Below are 16,004 nucleotides of genomic sequence, written 5' to 3' on the forward strand. Positions count from 1 at the left end.
CACTTGGAAAAACCAACTACAGTCGCTACGCTGCCTCAGCATGATCACAAGCTGGGAAGACGGTTACGAACTCTCCACGGACCCGGACCGTCTCGACGTCGACCTGGTGCACCACTGGCTCTCGACCGACGCGTTCTGGGCGCTGGGCCGCAGCCGGGAAACGGTCGAGCAGTCAGTACGCGGCTCTCTCAACTTCGCCGTTCATGACCGCGCCGGTGCCCAGGTCGCTTACGCGCGCGTGGTCACCGACCGGGCAACCTTCGCCTGGCTGTGCGACGTCTACGTCGCCCCCGCCCACCGCGGCAAAGGCCTCGGCACCCGGCTGGCCGGCGCCGTTCGCGACCACCTCGCCCCCTACGAACTGAAGCGCGTCCTGCTCTCCACCCTCGACGCCCACGGCGTCTACTCGAAGGTCGGCTTCGTGCCCTTCCCGGACCCCGAACACCTGATGCTGCTGAGCCCGGCGCAATGAATTCGTATGTGAACCGACTGATCGTGTGATGCGGCTGTGGAAGGACGACGAGGTACGGATATGCGCGTTGTGGTCTTGTGCGGTGGAGAGAGCTCGGAGCGGGACGTCTCCCTGGCCTCGGGCCGATCAGTGACCCGGGCTCTGCTCGACCGGGGGCACGAGGTGGTGCTGGTCGACCCGGCCGCCGCGGTGCCGGTCCTGGCTGGTCCGCTGCAACCCGGTGACGCGGTCGACGAGTACGCGGTCGGGAAGGAGCCACCGTCCCTCTTGGACCGAGACCAGTCGCGGCAGCGCATGCACGCCGCTCTGACCGACGGTCCCGTCCTCGAACTGCTGCGCAGCGCCGACCTGGTATTCCTCGCTCTGCACGGCGGCTGGGGAGAAGACGGACACGTGCAGGCACTGCTGGAGATGACCGGCGTACGGTTCACGGGTGCGGACAGCGCGGCATGCGCGGCCGCATGGCACAAGGGACGGGCCCAAGCGGTGCTGGGCGCGGCAGGTCTGCCGGTGGCCGAGCGGGTGCTGTGGCAGCCCGGGACGGGCGAGGTGCCGCAGGCCGTACAGCGACTGATGACGGCCGGTCCAGTGGTCGCCAAGCCGGTTGCGGACGGCTCAAGTGTTTCTGTCCACTGCGTCGAGTCGCTGTCGCAACTGGAGCAGATCGCAGCCGAAGTGCGGCCCAGCGATGCCGAGCTGCTGGTGGAACCGTTCCTTCCCGGGCGGGAGTTCACCGTCGCCGTGGTCGGCGACCAGGTGCTCCCCGTGGTCGAGATCGAGTTGACGACGCCAGTGTGGGACTACGCGGCGAAATACCAGCCCGGGGCGGTCAGCGAGGTTTGCCCGGCACGCATCCCGTCCGACCTCACGGCACAGCTCCAGGAGTCGGCCCGGCACGCTCACCTGGCCCTGGGGTTCGGCACCGATGCGTACTCCCGCACCGACTTCCGCTGCGACACCGCCGGGAATCCGTTCTGCCTTGAAGTCAACGCCCTCCCTGGCCTGACAGCCACCAGCCTGCTGCCCCTCGCCGCAACGGGCGCCGGCTGGACCTACCCCGACCTGATCCAGCGCATCGTGGACCTCTCCGCACCCTGATGGGCGCTCCGCCAGCGTTGTCACGGCTGCTGAAGTGGCCGACGGTTGAGCCGTCGAATACCTTGCGGGGAGCACGCGTTCAGGCACGTGGCCTCGGACACGGGAGGGGGATCGGGGGCCGTGGCCCTCGATCCCCCTTACCTCTGAGTCGGACGCTTCTCACACCCTCCAGCACGCTTCAATAGCAACGCCGTTCTCGACGCCCAGGCCTTCCAGACGGCCTTGGCATTCCAGGCGCTCTCCGTACGTGGGAGCCGGGGGGGGTTCGGCGCGGGAACCTGGCAGGCAGCCGTGACTCCGGGCCCGACAACGTAGCCGTGGGAGGCGACGACCTGCTCGCACTCCGGCACCCCTGCCGTGTGCAGCTGCCGACTGATGCCCTCCCGTGCACGTGGGATGCTCGCAGCACGCCGGAACCAGGCCGCAGCCAGAGGCAGAAAGGATGAGCTCATGCCGATCCAGGGTGTGCTATTCGACGTGGACGACACCCTGTTCGACTACTCGACCTCGGAGGAAATCGGCCTGCTCGCCCATTTGCGAGCCGAGGGGCTGCTTGAGCTCTTTCCCGATGCCGCCACGGCGCTGGCGCTCTGGCGGGAGATCATGGAGAGGCAGTACGCCCGCTTCCTGAGCGGCGAGATCACCTTCGCCGGGCAGCAGCACGAACGCACTCGGGAATTCCTCTCCCACATCGGGCAGGCTCCCCGCACCGGACTGTCGGACCACCAAGTGACGGCCTGGTTCGCCGGATACCAAGTCCACCGCACCGCTGCCTGGGCGGCGTTCCCCGATGCCGAGCCGGTCCTGGGAAAGCTCGCACCCGACTACCGCCTCGGAATCGTCTCCAACTCATCCGTCGACCACCAACGCACCAAGCTCGACGCCATCGGTCTCCTGCCGTACCTCGACGGCACACTCGTGTGCTCCGACGAGCACGGTGCGGCCAAGCCCCACCCCAGCATCTTCCTCGCCGGCTGCGCATCGCTCGGCCTTGAGCCGCGAGAGGTGGCGTACGTCGGAGACAAGTACGCACTCGACGCGGTGGGAGCCCGCGAAGCAGGGCTGCACGCCTACTGGCTCGACCGCGCGAACACCGGCTCAGGCAAGACCCTCGACGACGGCATCCGTGTCATCCACTCCCTCGACCAACTCCCGGCCGCCATCGCCGACTGAACCCCTGCCGCCACTATGCCAACCGGCGGTGCAGCGTCGGTCAATTGGCGCGGTTCCTGGCAGGCCCTGACCGCGTCGACCCGAGCGCTGTTGGACTGCCGCCGCATGATTGGCAAGGCGGTCGGACGGTCGCTGTGGCCGACTGTACGCCCCCGCGGATGCCGTCAGGCCGCCCACGGAGTTGTCGCGTACGAGAGCCATCCGGCCGGTCGACGCCTCCCGGGCCGACGACCACCTGGTGGCGCCCGCCCGGCCAAGCCATCGGGCGCCGCCCGGTGTTCCCACCGGGGCGATCAACTGGGGCCTCCCGCAGACCGTCGGCTGGACCGCCGGGTAGCGGCCGACGCCGTCGGTCGGGGCGGTTTCCCCCAGGTCAGCGAGTACCGGCGTAGCACGTGTCGGCGGTAACGCACGCCGGGCAGCAGCCGGCGCGCTGTGGCCCGTACTTCCCCGTAGCTCATCTGCGGGTCGGTGGCGGGCATTCCGCCCGGGCTGTGCGCGCGGCGCAGCACCTTTGTCATCCGTACGACGGGGGCGGCTGCGATCATTGCTGCCCACTCCCCCAAGGTCGCCTCACGGGCCAGTCCGACCACTACGAGCGTGCCGCCGGGACGCAGCAGCTCACACATGCGGGTGAGTGCCGCCTCGAAGTCCATGTGGTGGACCGCGGACACCGAGCAGATGAAGTCATAACCCGCGACGGGAAGGTCTGCCGTGAGGAAGTCGCCCTCGATGAAGGTGACGTTCGAGCAGTCGGCGGCAAGTCCGCGGGCACAGGCGATCATTTCCGGCGAGTTGTCGATCCCGGTGACACGCTTCGCCTGCCCGGACAGCTTCCGCGCCAGCAGCCCGTCCCCGCATCCGACGTCCAGCGCGTCACCGCACCGCTCGGGCACGGCACTGAGGATGCCCGGGTGCCGGGCAACGTTGGTGTTCCAGTAGGGCTTCAGGTCGCTCTGGCGCATCGGCTCATCGTAAGTGTCCTGCAGTAGTACGGGAGTTCGTCAGGGTTGATGCTCCTCCCCCGGCTCCAGTTCGCCCCTCACCCCCTCGCCCTCGCCACGGCCGGCGTCTGCGGCTCGTACGACGTAAGAGCGCCTGGCGCCCACCTGGTCGGCTTCTACCCCTGGTCGGCCTTGAGATTGGCGACGACCGTACGGGCGATGGCACGTGGAGATTTCTTGGTGTTGAGTGCCGTGACGGTGATCCAGCCCTTGTCGTCGCCGGACGACACGGTGATGTTCGAGCCCTTGCACGTGCTGGTCAGGCCGCCGATGGGCTGGTCGCAGCTCTTGTCCTGGATCCAGCCGTTGTCGCGGTCGGTCACGAGCGTCACCACCACCGAGGCGTGTGAGGCAGGGCCGGGGGCATCCCAGGAACACATGGAGGTTGCACCCTCCTGTGCGTCCTGCACCACCTCCATGATGCCTCCGATGGTGGCCAGTTCTTCCTTCGTCAGCAGGTCGCAGGCATTGTGTCCCTTGAGCTGGACTTGCGGACCGGAATCCTCCGAACAACCGGCTACCAGCATCACCAAGGCGGCGGAGACAGCAGCCGACAGCACGGTGCGGCAGCCTCTGGTGACAGACAAAGTGCGCAACTGGCGAATCCCCCGATGGTGAAGCGATACCGACCCGCCGCCCGACGCTCTTCGCTCCCACGCGGGCGAACCGGGCACTGCCGTCGGCCTGGGCATCCTCAGCCTATGCCTTGACAGCGGCCAGGTCGTGCGGATGAGCCTGGACAGCTACCGGGGTGAGGGAGCACAGCAAAGGGGCGGCGCCTGTCTGTGGTGGATGTATCAGCCGACGACGAACGGCAGCTTCGCGGCCAGTTCGCCGAGTTCGGCCGTCTCCGCGTCGGTCGGTGCCCGGCGGCCGGTGCCGACCAGAAGTGTGTCCTGGTCGGTGAACGACGCGGGGAACGCGGCGTCGGCGATCTGTTCCAGCAGCGCGCGGGATCGGGCCAGACCCTCCGGGGGCGGATCGGCCGCATTCGGGAGGTACGCGATCAGGTCGAGGTGGTGCAGTGTCCATTCCAGGACGTACGCGGTGAGGTAGTCGCCCACGGTGAGGACCTCGTCGCGGGTGCTCACCCGGGCGCCGGGGTCGGCGAGTTCGGCGGCGCGGCCGGCGGCGGAGCCGACATCGTCGAGGTGGAACTTGAGCAGGTGCGGTTCCTCGTACGCGGCGGCCAGTCGGACGGTCAGTGCGTCGAGCGGATCCTCGCCGGTCGGCGGTTGGTCGTCGACGTGCCAGTAGGTCACCGCGTTGACGGTGGGTTCCGCTTCCGTGGGGGTGGCGAGGGTGATCAGGATGTCCTGCGCGTCGATGATCAGGTGGCACACGAGGTCCCGCACGAGCCAACCGGTACAGCCGGACGGCTGCTCGAAGTCCTGGTCCGGGAGTTCGGCGACCGTCGCGCGCAATGCCGCCCAGGAGGGTGAGAAGAGATCCACCTCGGCACGGTAGTGCGGCGCCGAAATCGCGGACAAGCGTATTTCGACGCCGGGTCGTACACCTGGAGAATCGGCAACTGCCCTTGCCATCGCCGCCGAGAAGTGGCTGTGACGCGCCTGTCCGTGGCAGACCCCAAGTGCCGACCGTAGCGCGTCCCTATACAAAGCCATGCGTATGTCCAGGGAACGAATCCTGCGGAAAAGGAGGCCTTGTCCGAGGGGAGCGACCAGCGGGGCCACAGACCGTCGTCCCGGCTTCGGTCACTGCGTATCTGGGTGACGGCGCTGTCCGCGCCCGCGGCGCTGTTGACGTTCATCGCGGTGTGGGTCAGCAGAAACGCCCAGAAGCTGCTGACAGGCGAGTCGGCCACCGTGCGCAATGGACCCGGTGTGTTGAAGGTGGAGGTCCGTCGCTGCCGACTTCCCATTGCGACAAGTTCGTGGGTGTTCGCGGACGGCCGCTGCCCAAGCCCTGCCACGCCGCCCTCACGACACGTCCTGGCCATCTCTTCCGACCGGTGCGAACCTCCTCCGGCGACAGACAAAAAGGCGTGGCCTTGGTTGCCCGCTGCTCGCTACGGTCCCGGTCATGGCGATTGTGGAGGCTCCGGGATCGACGGTTCGACGTATGGGCACGGGCGCCGTGGCTGGGCCTGTGCAACGTACGCGGCGGACAGCGTCCGTTGCTGATGAACCGGAGCTGATCGAGCGACTCGACGGGTGAAGGGCACACCCGTGACCACCGTCCCTGTGGCCCGTACGAGCGGACGAGACCGGGCCCTGCTGCTCGCCCTGTGCGGCACAATCTTCCTCGAGGGCAGCGACGTCGCCATGCTGGCCGTCGCCGTCCCCACCATCCGCGCCGACCTCGGCCTGACGACCGGCACCGCGGCGTGGGTGATGAGTGGCTACGTACTCGGCTACGCCGGTTTCACCCTGCTCGGCGGACGGGCCGCTGATCTGCTGGGCAGGCGGCGGATGTTCCTCATCTGGCTGGGCGTCTTCCTGGTCTTCTCCATGCTGGGCGGCTTCGCGACCGCCGGCTGGATGCTGGTCGTGGCCCGGTTCGTCACCGGCGTGGCGGCGGCCTTCATGACCCCTGCCGCCATGTCGATCATCACGACCTCGTATCCGGAGGGGCCGCAACGTGACAAGGCCCTGCTGATCTTCGCCGGCGCCGGTGCATGCGGCTTCTCGCTGGGCCTCGTCATCGGCGGGCTGCTGACCGAACTCGGCTGGCGCTGGGTGTTCTTCGCCCCGGTGTTCTTGGCCGGTGCCATCCTGCTCGCGGCGCTCAGGCTGCTGCCGGCCGAGGCTCGCCCCGAGCCCGCTCAGCGCGGCTACGACCTGGCCGGCGCGGCCTGCGCCGCCGCCGCGATGCTGTTGTTCGCCTACGGCATCGTGCGGCTCGAACACCGGGGCGAAGGGCTCGGGCTGACCCTCGGCGCGCTCGCCACCGGACTGGCGCTGGTGGCGGCGTTCATCGTGATCGAACGACGCGTCAAAGCGCCGCTCGTCCGGCTGGGGATCTTCCGCAAGGCCGCGATGGTGCGGGCCGACCTGGGCGCGCTGCTCTTTCTGGGCGCGTTCTTCGGCTTCCAGTTCATCGTCACGCTCTATCTGCAGGAGCTGCGCGGCTGGTCGTCGCTGCAGGCCGCGATCGCGCTGATCGTCATGGGCTGCGACGCCGTGCTGGCGCCCACCCTCACCCCGCGCCTGGTGAACCGCTACGGCAACGGCCGGGTGATCTTCGGCGGCTTCCTGTTGGCGATCGTGGCCTACGGGCTCTTCCTGCCGGTCGGGATGGACTGGTCGTACGCGGCGATGTCCCCGAGCCTGATCATCGCGGGCACCGCCTTCGCCCTCGCCTACGGTCCGCTCACCATCGCGGCGACCGACAGCGTGCCCAAGGAGGAGCAAGGCCTGGCCGGCGGACTGCTGTACACGTTCACCCAGTTCGGCTCGGCGGTCGGCATCTCCGCGGTGACCGCGGTGTACGGGATCGCCGCGGCCGGCGCCGATGACTCACCGGGCGCGGTGCTGAACGCCTACCGCACCGCACTCGTCGTCCCGGTGGTCATGGTGCTGCTGGGCACGGCGATCTCCGCCTTCGGCCTGCGCGGCACCGGCCCCGCCAACGGCCGGCAGAAGGGCCCGGCACCCGCCACAGCCGAGTCGACGGCGGCCTGCCCCGCCTCTAACAGCCCTTTGCAGAAGGGGCGTTGAACGAAAAGCTCTCAGCTTGAGTTTTAGTCTCCGACCGGCTCATTGCTCCAGCGGAACCATGCCTCGTCACCGTCAATATGCAGGAGGAAATCGGCCACCGGGCCTGACGGCGAAACCAACGTCAGCTCCCGGGGGATACGGTCATAGGCAGCCTCGAACCCCTCGAAGTCGTCCGCCTCCATGAGGGCCAGTGCGTCGTCGAACCACGGCTTCACCTGGGAGAACGAGGGCTCAGGGACGAAACTGCCACGCAGCCAGGGGAAATCGGCTTCCTCCACGGTGATCGTGCCGATCAGTACATCCTGGCGCATGACGCGCCACGTGCCATTCTCCTGCGCCATCCTGCCGCCACGGCTCCTCTCGCTCGCATCATGCCGGGGAGTCGCGCGCCTCTCGCGCGCCCCGGGATAGGAGACTACGGAACACCCGCAAGAAGGACAGTTGGCACCCTGGACGGCGCGGTCGGCCCTGGGTCGCTCGTGCCACGGTCCAGTGGCAGGAAGATCTCGTGCCGCAGCACGTCTCGCACGACGGCGAAGCCGCTGAGCGACGGCTTGGGGCCCATAGCTGCTCCTGAGTGAAGTACGCCGTGGTCCGGCGCGCCAAAGGCGAGGCTGGAGGATTCCGGTGGTGACGATTCTCGGGTCGTGTACGCCGAGTCGCCGCAGAACGTCACGCAGAGAGGTCCCCGTGTCCACTGAAGAGAACAAGATGTTGGTCCGCCGCTTCTACCAGGAGATCGACGCGGGAAATCTGGACGCCATGGACGAGCTCGTGGCAGAGGACTACAAGGACCACTCGCCGCCACCGTTCCCGGGAATCGCGCCCGGCCGTGAGGGACTCAAGCAGGTCTTCCAGCTGTTCTGGGACGCCACACCAGGAACCCACACGGTCGAAGACCAGGTCGCGGAAGGCGACAAAGTCGTGACCCGGCTGACGGCCCAGGGAGTGCACGAGGGGGATCTCCCCGGCATCCCCGCTACCGGGAATTCGCTCACCATGACCGCGACGGTGATTCATCGCATCGAGAACGGCAAGCTCGCCGAGAAGTGGTCGGACAAGGATCTCCTCGGCTTTCTGCAACAGCTCGAAGTCATCCCGACACCTGGTGGAGGGCCGGAGTCCTGAGCTGCAATGAGCCCTGACGGGCCGGAAGTCGCATGCCGTCGCGGGAGGCGAGAGGGCGCGGCAGCCGGGGCGCGTATCGAAAGTGTTTGCGGGGCGTTGTCGGTGCCTCCGCTACTGTGCGGCCATGTCGAACTTTGTACTGGTTGCCGGCGCATGGCTCGGGTCCTGGGCGTGGGATGACGTGGTGCCCACGTTGCGTGAAGCCGGCCACGGCGTTCACCCGTTGACGCTGTCCGGCCTCGCCGACAAGCAGGCCGTGCCCGCTGGGCGGCGGACTCACGTCCGGGACATCGTCGATGAGGTCGAGCGCCTCGGTCTGCGCGATGTCGTGCTGGTCGGGCACAGCTACTCGGGCATCCCGGTCGGTCAGGCCGCCGAGCGGATCGGCGACCGGCTGGCCCGCGTGGTCTTCGTCGACGCCAGCGTCCCGGCCGATGGTGAGTCGTTCGTCTCCACCTGGTGGGAGGGCCCGGCGAAGCTGGAAGCCGCCATTGCTCAGAACGGCGGCTTCTGGGCTCCGCCGGCCGAGGCCGACTGCGAGGGTCAGGGCCTCACCGATGCGCAGATCGCCCGGTTCGTGGGTGGCTCGACTCCCCACCCCGGCGCCACCCTGGCCGACCCGGCCGTGCTGGCCCAGCCGCTCGGCGAGCTTCCGACGACGTACGTCAAGTGCCTGCTCGACGGGGCCGAGCCGAGCGACGACGTCGCCAGGCTGCTGACCAGTGAGCAGTGGCGGCTGGTCGAGATGGAAACCGGCCACTGGCCGATGTTCTCCCAACCGGACGAACTAGCACGGATCCTCCTCGACGCGGCCGACCCGGCATGGGGGACCCGCGCCCCGTAAGGGGCGCGGGTAACTGCGCGACCAGCCACAACACACCCGCACCCCGCAAGCGTCGGACAGGGGCACCCCCTCACCGGAACAACGGAGGGGCCAGCCAGGATCCGCCGGACACGCGCGAAGCGAGCCGCCCCTCCGTTCGACGCCGTCACGGTCAGCGTCCGGTCGGCATCGGGACACGCCGGTCACCCAGGCACGCAGCGGGTACCGACCGGTCAGTCGGTCACTCGGTAACCACCCCGGTGACCTCATTCGGCTTCTTGTCGAAGGTGCCGGTCGCCTTCTTCTTCCCGGACTCCAAGTCGACCGCGTAGAGCTTCTTCTTCTCGGGGTCGGTGACGTAGGCAGTGTGGTCCCGTACGAAAATCTCCGGGCGGGCCTGCTGCCAGTCGATGGGCTCGCGCCACTCGTCAACGACCGGGATGGTGTCGTTCACCTTGCCCGAACGGGGGTCGATGACGTGGATCTTCCCGTCCGTTCCCAGCACCAGGGCCTCGCCCTCCGGACCGCGCGCCAGTGACCTGAAGCTGTAGCTTGTGCCGAGATCAACCAGCTTCAGCTTGCCCGTTTCGGTGTTGATAAGTGACACCTTCTCGGGGCGTTCGAGTTCGGCCTCGGCGTCCTGCTTGTAGTCACCGAGAACGATGGGGGACTTCTCGGAGCCCTTCTGGTTGCCGATCCTGCCGTATTCCGTAGGACTGTCGATCTTGGTGATCTTCCGGTCCTTGTAGAGCAGTACACCGTCTTCACAGCCGATGACCACCGCCTCGTTCTTGGCGGTCGCCTCGCCGTGCACCTCGGGGCATTTCTCGTTACGGGTGATCTCCTTGCGCTTCTCGTCGAGAACGACGATGCCCTTGCGCTTCTTCTCGGTGCCCAGCGTGCTGATGAGTTCGCCGTTCTTCAGCTCGACGGCGACCCCGTGGTGCGGCGAGGGCGAGGTGTAGGTTTCGGTCTTCGGCTTCTTCTTTCCGAGTTCGGCGGGGTCGAAGATCGTGGCTTCGCCGGTGCCGTCGGTGAACAGCACGGTCTTCCCGGCGTGCAGCACGACATGGCCGGGCTCCGCACCCTTGAACTGGGTCTCCGTCAGCTTCTGGCGGGCGGCGTCGAGTACGCGGAAGCCCTGCGACGTGGACACCATGATGTGCTTGTCGTCGCCGGCTGGATTCACCCTGTTGTAGCCCTTGAGCGGCACGTCCTTGGCCACCTTGAGGGATTCGCCGTCGAGAACGTATATCCCGCCGTCGTGCGTGACGGCGAGCGGGTCCTTGACCTGTGCGGCCGACTGCTGTCCCTCGCTCTTGGCGGACGTCCGGTCCGAATCGTCGGTGCCGCATGCCGTCATGACGACAGAGGTGAAGAGGAGCGCGGAGACGGTGGCTGCTCTCCTGGTGCGCGAACTGCTGGGCATGGTCTCGTTCTTCCTTCCTGTGTCCGCCGGGCATGTGCTGCGGCGGACTTGTCCACGTTTTCGGCTTGTCGTTGTTCCGCTCACCGTCGGTCGGCGAGCTAGGACTTCGTGAGTCCCCGCGCTATTGCCTTGGTGTTGGAGCGCATCATCTGGAGGTAGGTGGCGGCGCCCTTCCCTTTCTCGGTGAGGGATTCGGAGAACAGCGGGATCACGGCCACTTCGAGGTGGCTCTCCCGCTTGAGCGCCTGTGCCAGCCGGTCCGGCTGTGAGGAGTCGGCGAATATCGCCTTGACTCCGGCCTTCTTGATGGTCGTACTGAGGGCGTCCATGTCGGCTGCGCTGGGCGAGGCCAGGGTGGTGCCGCTCGGAATCACCGCGCCGACGACCCGGAAGTCGAATCGCCGGGCCATGTATCCGAAGACATGATGGTTGGTCACCAGCTTGCGCCGGTTTTTCGGAATGGTGCCGAAGCTCTGCTTCATCCACGCGCCGAGCTGTTCGACCTTCTTCCCGTAGGCAGTGGTTTGCGCCCGGACGGCGCCCTTGTCGACTCCGTCCACTTTCTCGGCGACCTTCTCGCCGATGATCCCGACGGCTTTCCGAACCCGGTACGGGTCGGTCCAGAAGTGCGGATCGGGCTTTCCGGCTGTCTTGTCCGTCCGGTAGGTGAGGGGATCCACCGCGTCACCGACTCCGAGCGTCGGCACATCCGATTCCCTGGCTGCCGCCACATGGCGCAGTACGTTCTCTTCGAGTCCCAGGCCGTTGTAGACCACCAGGTCGGCGCTCTCGATCTGCGCTGCCTCGGCGGCGGAGACCCCGAAGGAGTGAGGGTCCGCATTCGGCTTCATCAGCACTTTCACCTCGGCCTGGTCGCCGACGACCTGGCGGGTGATGTCGCCCAGGATGTTGGTGGTGACCACCACGGTGGGGCGCTCGTCGGCCGCACCGGAGCATCCCGTCAGCCCGGCGAACAGCGCACCGACGAGCAGCAGGACACCGGCCCTCGTACGGTGCCGGGAAAAGCGCTCAGGGCGTTCGGCACGTTCGGTTCTCATCACGGTCATCAGCGCCCCGTCTCGACCATGCCGGAGGGCGTGAAGTCCACGGAGAAGGAACGCGCCTTACGCAGCTCGTCGTTGTAGTCGATCTCGTGGACCTTCTTCGCCGCTACGTCGTTGACATAGGCTCGGCTGCCGTCGACCTCGATCACCGGCCGGGAGGCGTTCGCCGTACTCGCCGTCCCGGAGAGGATCTTTTTGCCGGCAATCTTCTTTCCGTCGGATATCTCGTACGCCTCCAAGGTGCCGGATTTCTTCAGGGCCAGCAGTGGAGTCCCCTCCCCCGCGCTGTTCACCGCTGCCACCGGCCCGGTCTCGACGAGTTTCCATTCGCGCTCGGCCACGTTCAGGACCCACACGCCCTTGTCGCCCGCTGGAGCGGTCAGCGTGGTGCCGAGCGACCTGTTCCGGAAGGAGTCGGGGCGCTCCCCCTCGGGCACCTTCCGGTCGAAGGGGATCTTCTCCGCGTGGGGTTTTCCCTTCTTCTCCTTCACCAGCAGCGCACCGTCCGCGCACCCGAAGACGACACCGATCCGCGTCACCGCGGCGCCGCGGAGTTCGGGGCACTTCTCATCGAGTGTGGTGTTCTTCTTCCCCTTCCGGTCCCGCACCTCCACGACGGTTTTCCCGCCTGGTCCGGCGACAGGAACGAGCGCCTTCTCCGCCAGGGGCACGACCGGCCCTTCATCGGCGTCGTCGAGAGACGCGGTGGAGCTGATACGGCCCTTTTCCAGCGCCGCGTGATCCACCAGCCGCGCCGTGCCGTCGGCAAAGGTGAAGGCCGTCAGCCAGGAACTGCTGTAGACGTGTTCCGTCTTCTTGCCCCGCACGGTGCCGACTTCGCGCGGCTTGGCCCGGTAATAGTGCACATGGTCGCCGTGGTCGACCATCCACGCGCCGCTGTCGAAAACTTGCGAACCGCGGCCTGAGTTGACGTAGGCGAACCGGCCGTCGGTGACCAGCTCCGCCCCCTTGCTCATCCGTCCCAGCGGTTCGGTTTTCCCCTCGATGAGATCGAGCAGCGCGAGGGTGCCGTTCTTCTTGTCGCCGAGTACGAGACGGGACTGCTGCTCCGCTGCTTCTTCCGCGCCCGCGACATAGCCGTGCGGTTTCGAGGACGAGGACTTCTTCCCGCTCCCCTCCTTTTCCCCGCCGTCGCCGTCGCCCGCGCAGCCCGCGAGCAACAGCCCGAGGGCCAGGAGGGCGGCAGCGGTGGGCGCGGCCTTCTTCCGGTTCCGGATCATGATGAGTGCTCGTCTTCCATTCGCTCTTCGATTGCGGGGGTGGGCTGCGCGTCCTCCACCGGGCGGTTGCGGATTCCGGCGGCCAGCGCGGAGAGGAAGAACAGCAGGACGGCGACCGCGGCGATGGTCGCTCCCGCCGCCGTACCGAGGTGCCAGGACAGGAGCAGACCGACAAAGGTCGCGGCCACGCCGAACAGCGCCGCACCGCACATCACCGTCGGGACACGCCGCGACCACGGCAGCGCCGCCGCGGGCGGGGCGATCAGCAGCCCGAAGACCAGCAGCGTGCCCACGACATGGAACGACGTGACGATGGCCAGCGTGACGAGCCCGAGCAGCGCCGCGTGGGCCAGCCGGGGGCGCAGGCCGAGGGTGTGGGCCTTCCGCTCGTCGAAGACGAGGGCCAGAAACGAGCGGTAGCCCAGTACGGAGACCAGCACGGCCACGCACAGCGCCACGGTGAGGTCGACCAGGTCCTGCTCCCGCACCGCGAGGACGTCACCGAAGAGGAAGCCGGTGAGGTCCACCGCGAAGGACTGCGACCGCGAGACGATGATCACGCCCAGCGACAGCATGCCGACGAACAGCAGGCCGATCCCCGTGTCCTGGGAGATCCGGGGCGAACGCGAGAGGGCCGTCACCCCGCAGGCCATCACACCGGCGCTCACCGCGGCGCCGATCAGCAGGTTGCCTCCGTAGAGCGAGGCCAGGGCGACACCGGGGAGCATGCCGTGCGACATGGCGTCGCCGAGAAACGTCATGCCACGCAGCACCACCCAGGTACCGGTGGTGGCGCAGATCAGGGAAACCAGGATCCCGCTCCACAGGGCCCGCTGGACAAAGGCCACGTCGAACGGGCCGGTCAACCATTCCATGACGCGGAATCTATAATGAAAACGATTGTCATAACAAGAAGGGGAGGACATGCCACCCTCCGAGCCCTACGAGGTCTCACTGCACAACGTCGCCGCCGGATACCCCCGCCGCCCGGTGCTTCGCCAACTCACCGCGGCCATCCCCCGGTCGGCGACCACCGCCGTCGTCGGACCGAACGGCTCGGGGAAGTCCACGCTGCTGAGCGTGCTCGCGGGGGTCCGCCCGCTCACGTCCGGCACCATCGACAGAAGCCGCGCCTCCCGGCCGTGCTTCGTCGTGCAGCGCAGCGCGGTCTCCGACGCCCTCCCGCTCACCGTCCGGGAGACCGTGACCATGGGGCGATGGGCCCACCGCGGCGCCTGGCGGCGGCTCACTGCCAGGGACCGCGCCGTCGTACACGACAGCCTGGACCGGCTCGGCATCCTCGACCTGGCCGAACGGCAACTCGGCGAGCTGTCGGGCGGCCAGCGGCAGCGCGCTCTCGTCGCTCAGGGGCTCGCCCAGGAGGCCGATCTGTTCCTGCTGGACGAGCCGACAACCGGCCTGGACCTGGCGGCGAGGGAGAGCATCTCCACCGTGCTCGGCGCCGCCGCGGCCCAGGGAGTGACGGTGGTTCAGGCGACCCATGATCTGGAGGCGGCCCGGCAGTCCGATCACTGCCTGCTGCTCCAGGGCGGGCGGCTCGTCGATGAGGGAAAGCCCGGCGACGTACTCACCGACAGCGCACTGCGCCGGATCCGGGACCACTGACGGAGGCCACATGCCCAAGACGCTGTTGAGCGTGGTGTCCGGGAACTCCCCCGAAGTGCGCGGAGCCCTGGTGGACCAGGTGCTGGCTGCTTCGCCGAACGCCCTGGCTCTGGCCGTCTCGCTGCACCACAGACCGGACGGCTACCCGGTCGTCCAGCGCCTCCTGTACGGGGCGGGACCGCGCATCCGGGAGAGCGGATCGCTCGGGGCGACCGGCGCGCCGGCGGTGATCGTACGTCAGGATCTGCTCTCCGTCGGACGGGCCGCGCACCGCCCCGACATCGTCGTCCTCGCCCTGCCCCAGAACCTCGACACGCTCCCCTTCGTACTGGAACTGTGGCGCCCGCAGGTCACGGACGGCTCGCTCGGTGACCACTACGTGGCGGGCCCCGTGCTGACCGGCGTCGATCCCGGCTCCTTCATGGCGGACATCAGCTGCGTTCACCGTGCGGTGCGCAGGTGGAACGGCTGGACGGCGAGCGAGCCGATCACGCGGGCCGAAGCGGCAGCCGCACAGGTGGAGGCGGCTGACACCGTCGTGGTGGACTCCCGGTCCGGAGCCGGGCGGGGACTCGCGCCGGGAGTGGCCGAACTTGTCCAGCACCTCAACGGCCGCGCCCGGGTGGCGACCCCCGACAGCACCGGATCGGCAAGGCTGCCGCCCGCCGCTCTCGGACCGGTGCCGTACGACGCCCAGGAGGCGTGGCGGGCGCGTCTGGACCCGGTGACTGTGCCGCATGTACGGCGCGACACCAGCCACAGTGTCGGTTCCGTCCTGTGGCGGGCCCGCCGCCCGGTGCACCCCGGACGGCTGGCCGACGCCCTCACCGTCGCGCTGCTCGGGGTCGTACGCGGGCATGGACATCTGTGGCTGTCCAACCGCCCCGACTCGGTGGTGACCTGGCGGTCGGCCGGTGCGCATCTGGAGCTTCGGGAGGCGGGGCCCTGGTTGGAGGCGGACGCACCGCGGCTGTGGGAGGCCGTCTCCGCGCAGCGGCGTGCGCTCGCGTCCTGGTTCTGGGACGACTATTTCGGCGAACGGCGGAACGAGGTCACCTTCACCGGTATCGACCTGGACGCCCAGCGGATCCATGCGGCGCTGGACGCTGCCCTGCTGACCGACGAGGAGCTGGCGCTGGGGCGGGACCACTGGGTCGACGTCGAGGACCCGTTCTTCCGCGACAACGACGCACTGTGATCCCGCCCCCGGAACCGGCGGGGCGGCGAAGTCGGCAGCGGGGAGACGCAGGTCACATCCGTCCGTGT

General features: G+C 68.1%; 16 protein-coding genes. 8 read left to right on the plus strand and 8 right to left on the minus strand.

Annotation, left to right across the window (positions count from 1 at the left end; translation table 11 throughout):
• The first annotated feature begins 40 nt into the window (after positions 1-40).
• The 3 genes from ACQEU8_RS20365 to ACQEU8_RS20375 all read left to right on the plus strand — a co-directional run bounded on the left by ACQEU8_RS20365 (position 41) and on the right by ACQEU8_RS20375 (position 2,743).
• Positions 41-472 carry a GNAT family N-acetyltransferase gene (locus tag ACQEU8_RS20365; protein WP_433103073.1) on the plus strand — a complete coding sequence of 144 codons (432 nt, stop codon included), beginning with the start codon at positions 41-43 and terminating at the stop codon, positions 470-472.
• A gap of 60 nt (positions 473-532) precedes the next feature.
• On the plus strand, positions 533-1,570 hold the full coding sequence (locus ACQEU8_RS20370; RefSeq protein WP_433103075.1) for a D-alanine--D-alanine ligase family protein: 1,038 nt from the start codon (positions 533-535) through the stop codon (positions 1,568-1,570).
• A gap of 450 nt (positions 1,571-2,020) precedes the next feature.
• The gene (locus ACQEU8_RS20375) at positions 2,021-2,743 is read left to right on the plus strand and encodes an HAD family hydrolase (RefSeq protein ID WP_433103077.1); all 723 of its coding nucleotides are present in this window, start codon (positions 2,021-2,023) and stop codon (positions 2,741-2,743) included.
• A gap of 293 nt (positions 2,744-3,036) precedes the next feature.
• On the opposite strand, the gene ACQEU8_RS20380 is transcribed toward ACQEU8_RS20375, so the two are convergent.
• The 3 genes from ACQEU8_RS20380 to ACQEU8_RS20390 form a co-directional block, all read right to left on the minus strand.
• Positions 3,037-3,708: a class I SAM-dependent methyltransferase gene (locus ACQEU8_RS20380; protein ID WP_433103079.1), complete on the minus strand. Its 672-nt coding sequence runs from the start codon at positions 3,706-3,708 to the stop codon at positions 3,037-3,039.
• A gap of 155 nt (positions 3,709-3,863) precedes the next feature.
• The gene (locus ACQEU8_RS20385) at positions 3,864-4,307 is read right to left on the minus strand and encodes a hypothetical protein (protein WP_433103081.1); all 444 of its coding nucleotides are present in this window, start codon (positions 4,305-4,307) and stop codon (positions 3,864-3,866) included.
• 237 nt (positions 4,308-4,544) lie between these two features.
• Positions 4,545-5,201: a maleylpyruvate isomerase N-terminal domain-containing protein gene (locus ACQEU8_RS20390; protein WP_433103083.1), complete on the minus strand. Its 657-nt coding sequence runs from the start codon at positions 5,199-5,201 to the stop codon at positions 4,545-4,547.
• Positions 5,202-5,936: 735 nt separating this feature from the next.
• Between ACQEU8_RS20390 and ACQEU8_RS20395 the strand changes: the two genes are divergently transcribed.
• On the plus strand, positions 5,937-7,427 hold the full coding sequence (locus tag ACQEU8_RS20395; protein ID WP_433103085.1) for an MFS transporter: 1,491 nt from the start codon (positions 5,937-5,939) through the stop codon (positions 7,425-7,427).
• A 23-nt stretch (positions 7,428-7,450) separates the two neighbouring features.
• On the opposite strand, the gene ACQEU8_RS20400 is transcribed toward ACQEU8_RS20395, so the two are convergent.
• Complete coding sequence (locus ACQEU8_RS20400; RefSeq protein ID WP_433103087.1) at positions 7,451-7,768, minus strand: hypothetical protein; 318 nt, start codon at positions 7,766-7,768, stop codon at positions 7,451-7,453.
• A gap of 349 nt (positions 7,769-8,117) precedes the next feature.
• Here ACQEU8_RS20400 and ACQEU8_RS20405 point away from each other — a divergent pair, with 349 nt between their 5' ends.
• The gene (locus ACQEU8_RS20405) at positions 8,118-8,555 is read left to right on the plus strand and encodes an ester cyclase (protein WP_433103089.1); all 438 of its coding nucleotides are present in this window, start codon (positions 8,118-8,120) and stop codon (positions 8,553-8,555) included.
• Between the two features lie 124 nt (positions 8,556-8,679).
• Positions 8,680-9,399, plus strand: a complete 720-nt coding sequence (locus ACQEU8_RS20410; protein WP_433103091.1) for an alpha/beta fold hydrolase — start codon at positions 8,680-8,682, stop codon at positions 9,397-9,399.
• Positions 9,400-9,619: 220 nt separating this feature from the next.
• On the opposite strand, the gene aztD is transcribed toward ACQEU8_RS20410, so the two are convergent.
• The 4 genes from aztD to aztB all read right to left on the minus strand — a co-directional run bounded on the left by aztD (position 9,620) and on the right by aztB (position 13,987).
• The gene (gene aztD, locus ACQEU8_RS20415) at positions 9,620-10,807 is read right to left on the minus strand and encodes a zinc metallochaperone AztD (RefSeq protein WP_433103093.1); all 1,188 of its coding nucleotides are present in this window, start codon (positions 10,805-10,807) and stop codon (positions 9,620-9,622) included.
• Positions 10,808-10,905: 98 nt separating this feature from the next.
• Positions 10,906-11,865, minus strand: coding sequence for a zinc ABC transporter substrate-binding protein AztC (gene aztC, locus ACQEU8_RS20420; RefSeq protein ID WP_433108602.1), 960 nt, complete (start codon positions 11,863-11,865; stop codon positions 10,906-10,908).
• A gap of 8 nt (positions 11,866-11,873) precedes the next feature.
• Entirely contained in the window at positions 11,874-13,112 is a 1,239-nt protein-coding gene (locus tag ACQEU8_RS20425; RefSeq protein WP_433103095.1) for a hypothetical protein, read from the minus strand.
• Positions 13,109-13,987, minus strand: coding sequence for a zinc ABC transporter permease AztB (gene aztB, locus ACQEU8_RS20430; protein WP_433103097.1), 879 nt, complete (start codon positions 13,985-13,987; stop codon positions 13,109-13,111). Before aztB ends, ACQEU8_RS20425 begins: the two co-directional genes overlap by 4 nt.
• 49 nt (positions 13,988-14,036) lie before the next feature.
• On the opposite strand from aztB, the gene aztA reads away from it, so the two are divergent.
• Positions 14,037-14,738 carry a zinc ABC transporter ATP-binding protein AztA gene (gene aztA, locus ACQEU8_RS20435; protein WP_433103099.1) on the plus strand — a complete coding sequence of 234 codons (702 nt, stop codon included), beginning with the start codon at positions 14,037-14,039 and terminating at the stop codon, positions 14,736-14,738.
• A 10-nt stretch (positions 14,739-14,748) separates the two neighbouring features.
• Positions 14,749-15,936, plus strand: a complete 1,188-nt coding sequence (locus tag ACQEU8_RS20440; RefSeq protein ID WP_433103101.1) for a GTP-binding protein — start codon at positions 14,749-14,751, stop codon at positions 15,934-15,936.
• The last annotated feature ends 68 nt before the right edge of the window (positions 15,937-16,004 follow it).

The sequence above is a fragment of the Streptomyces sp. CA-250714 genome (assembly GCF_050936705.1).
Lineage (GTDB): Bacteria > Actinomycetota > Actinomycetes > Streptomycetales > Streptomycetaceae > Streptomyces.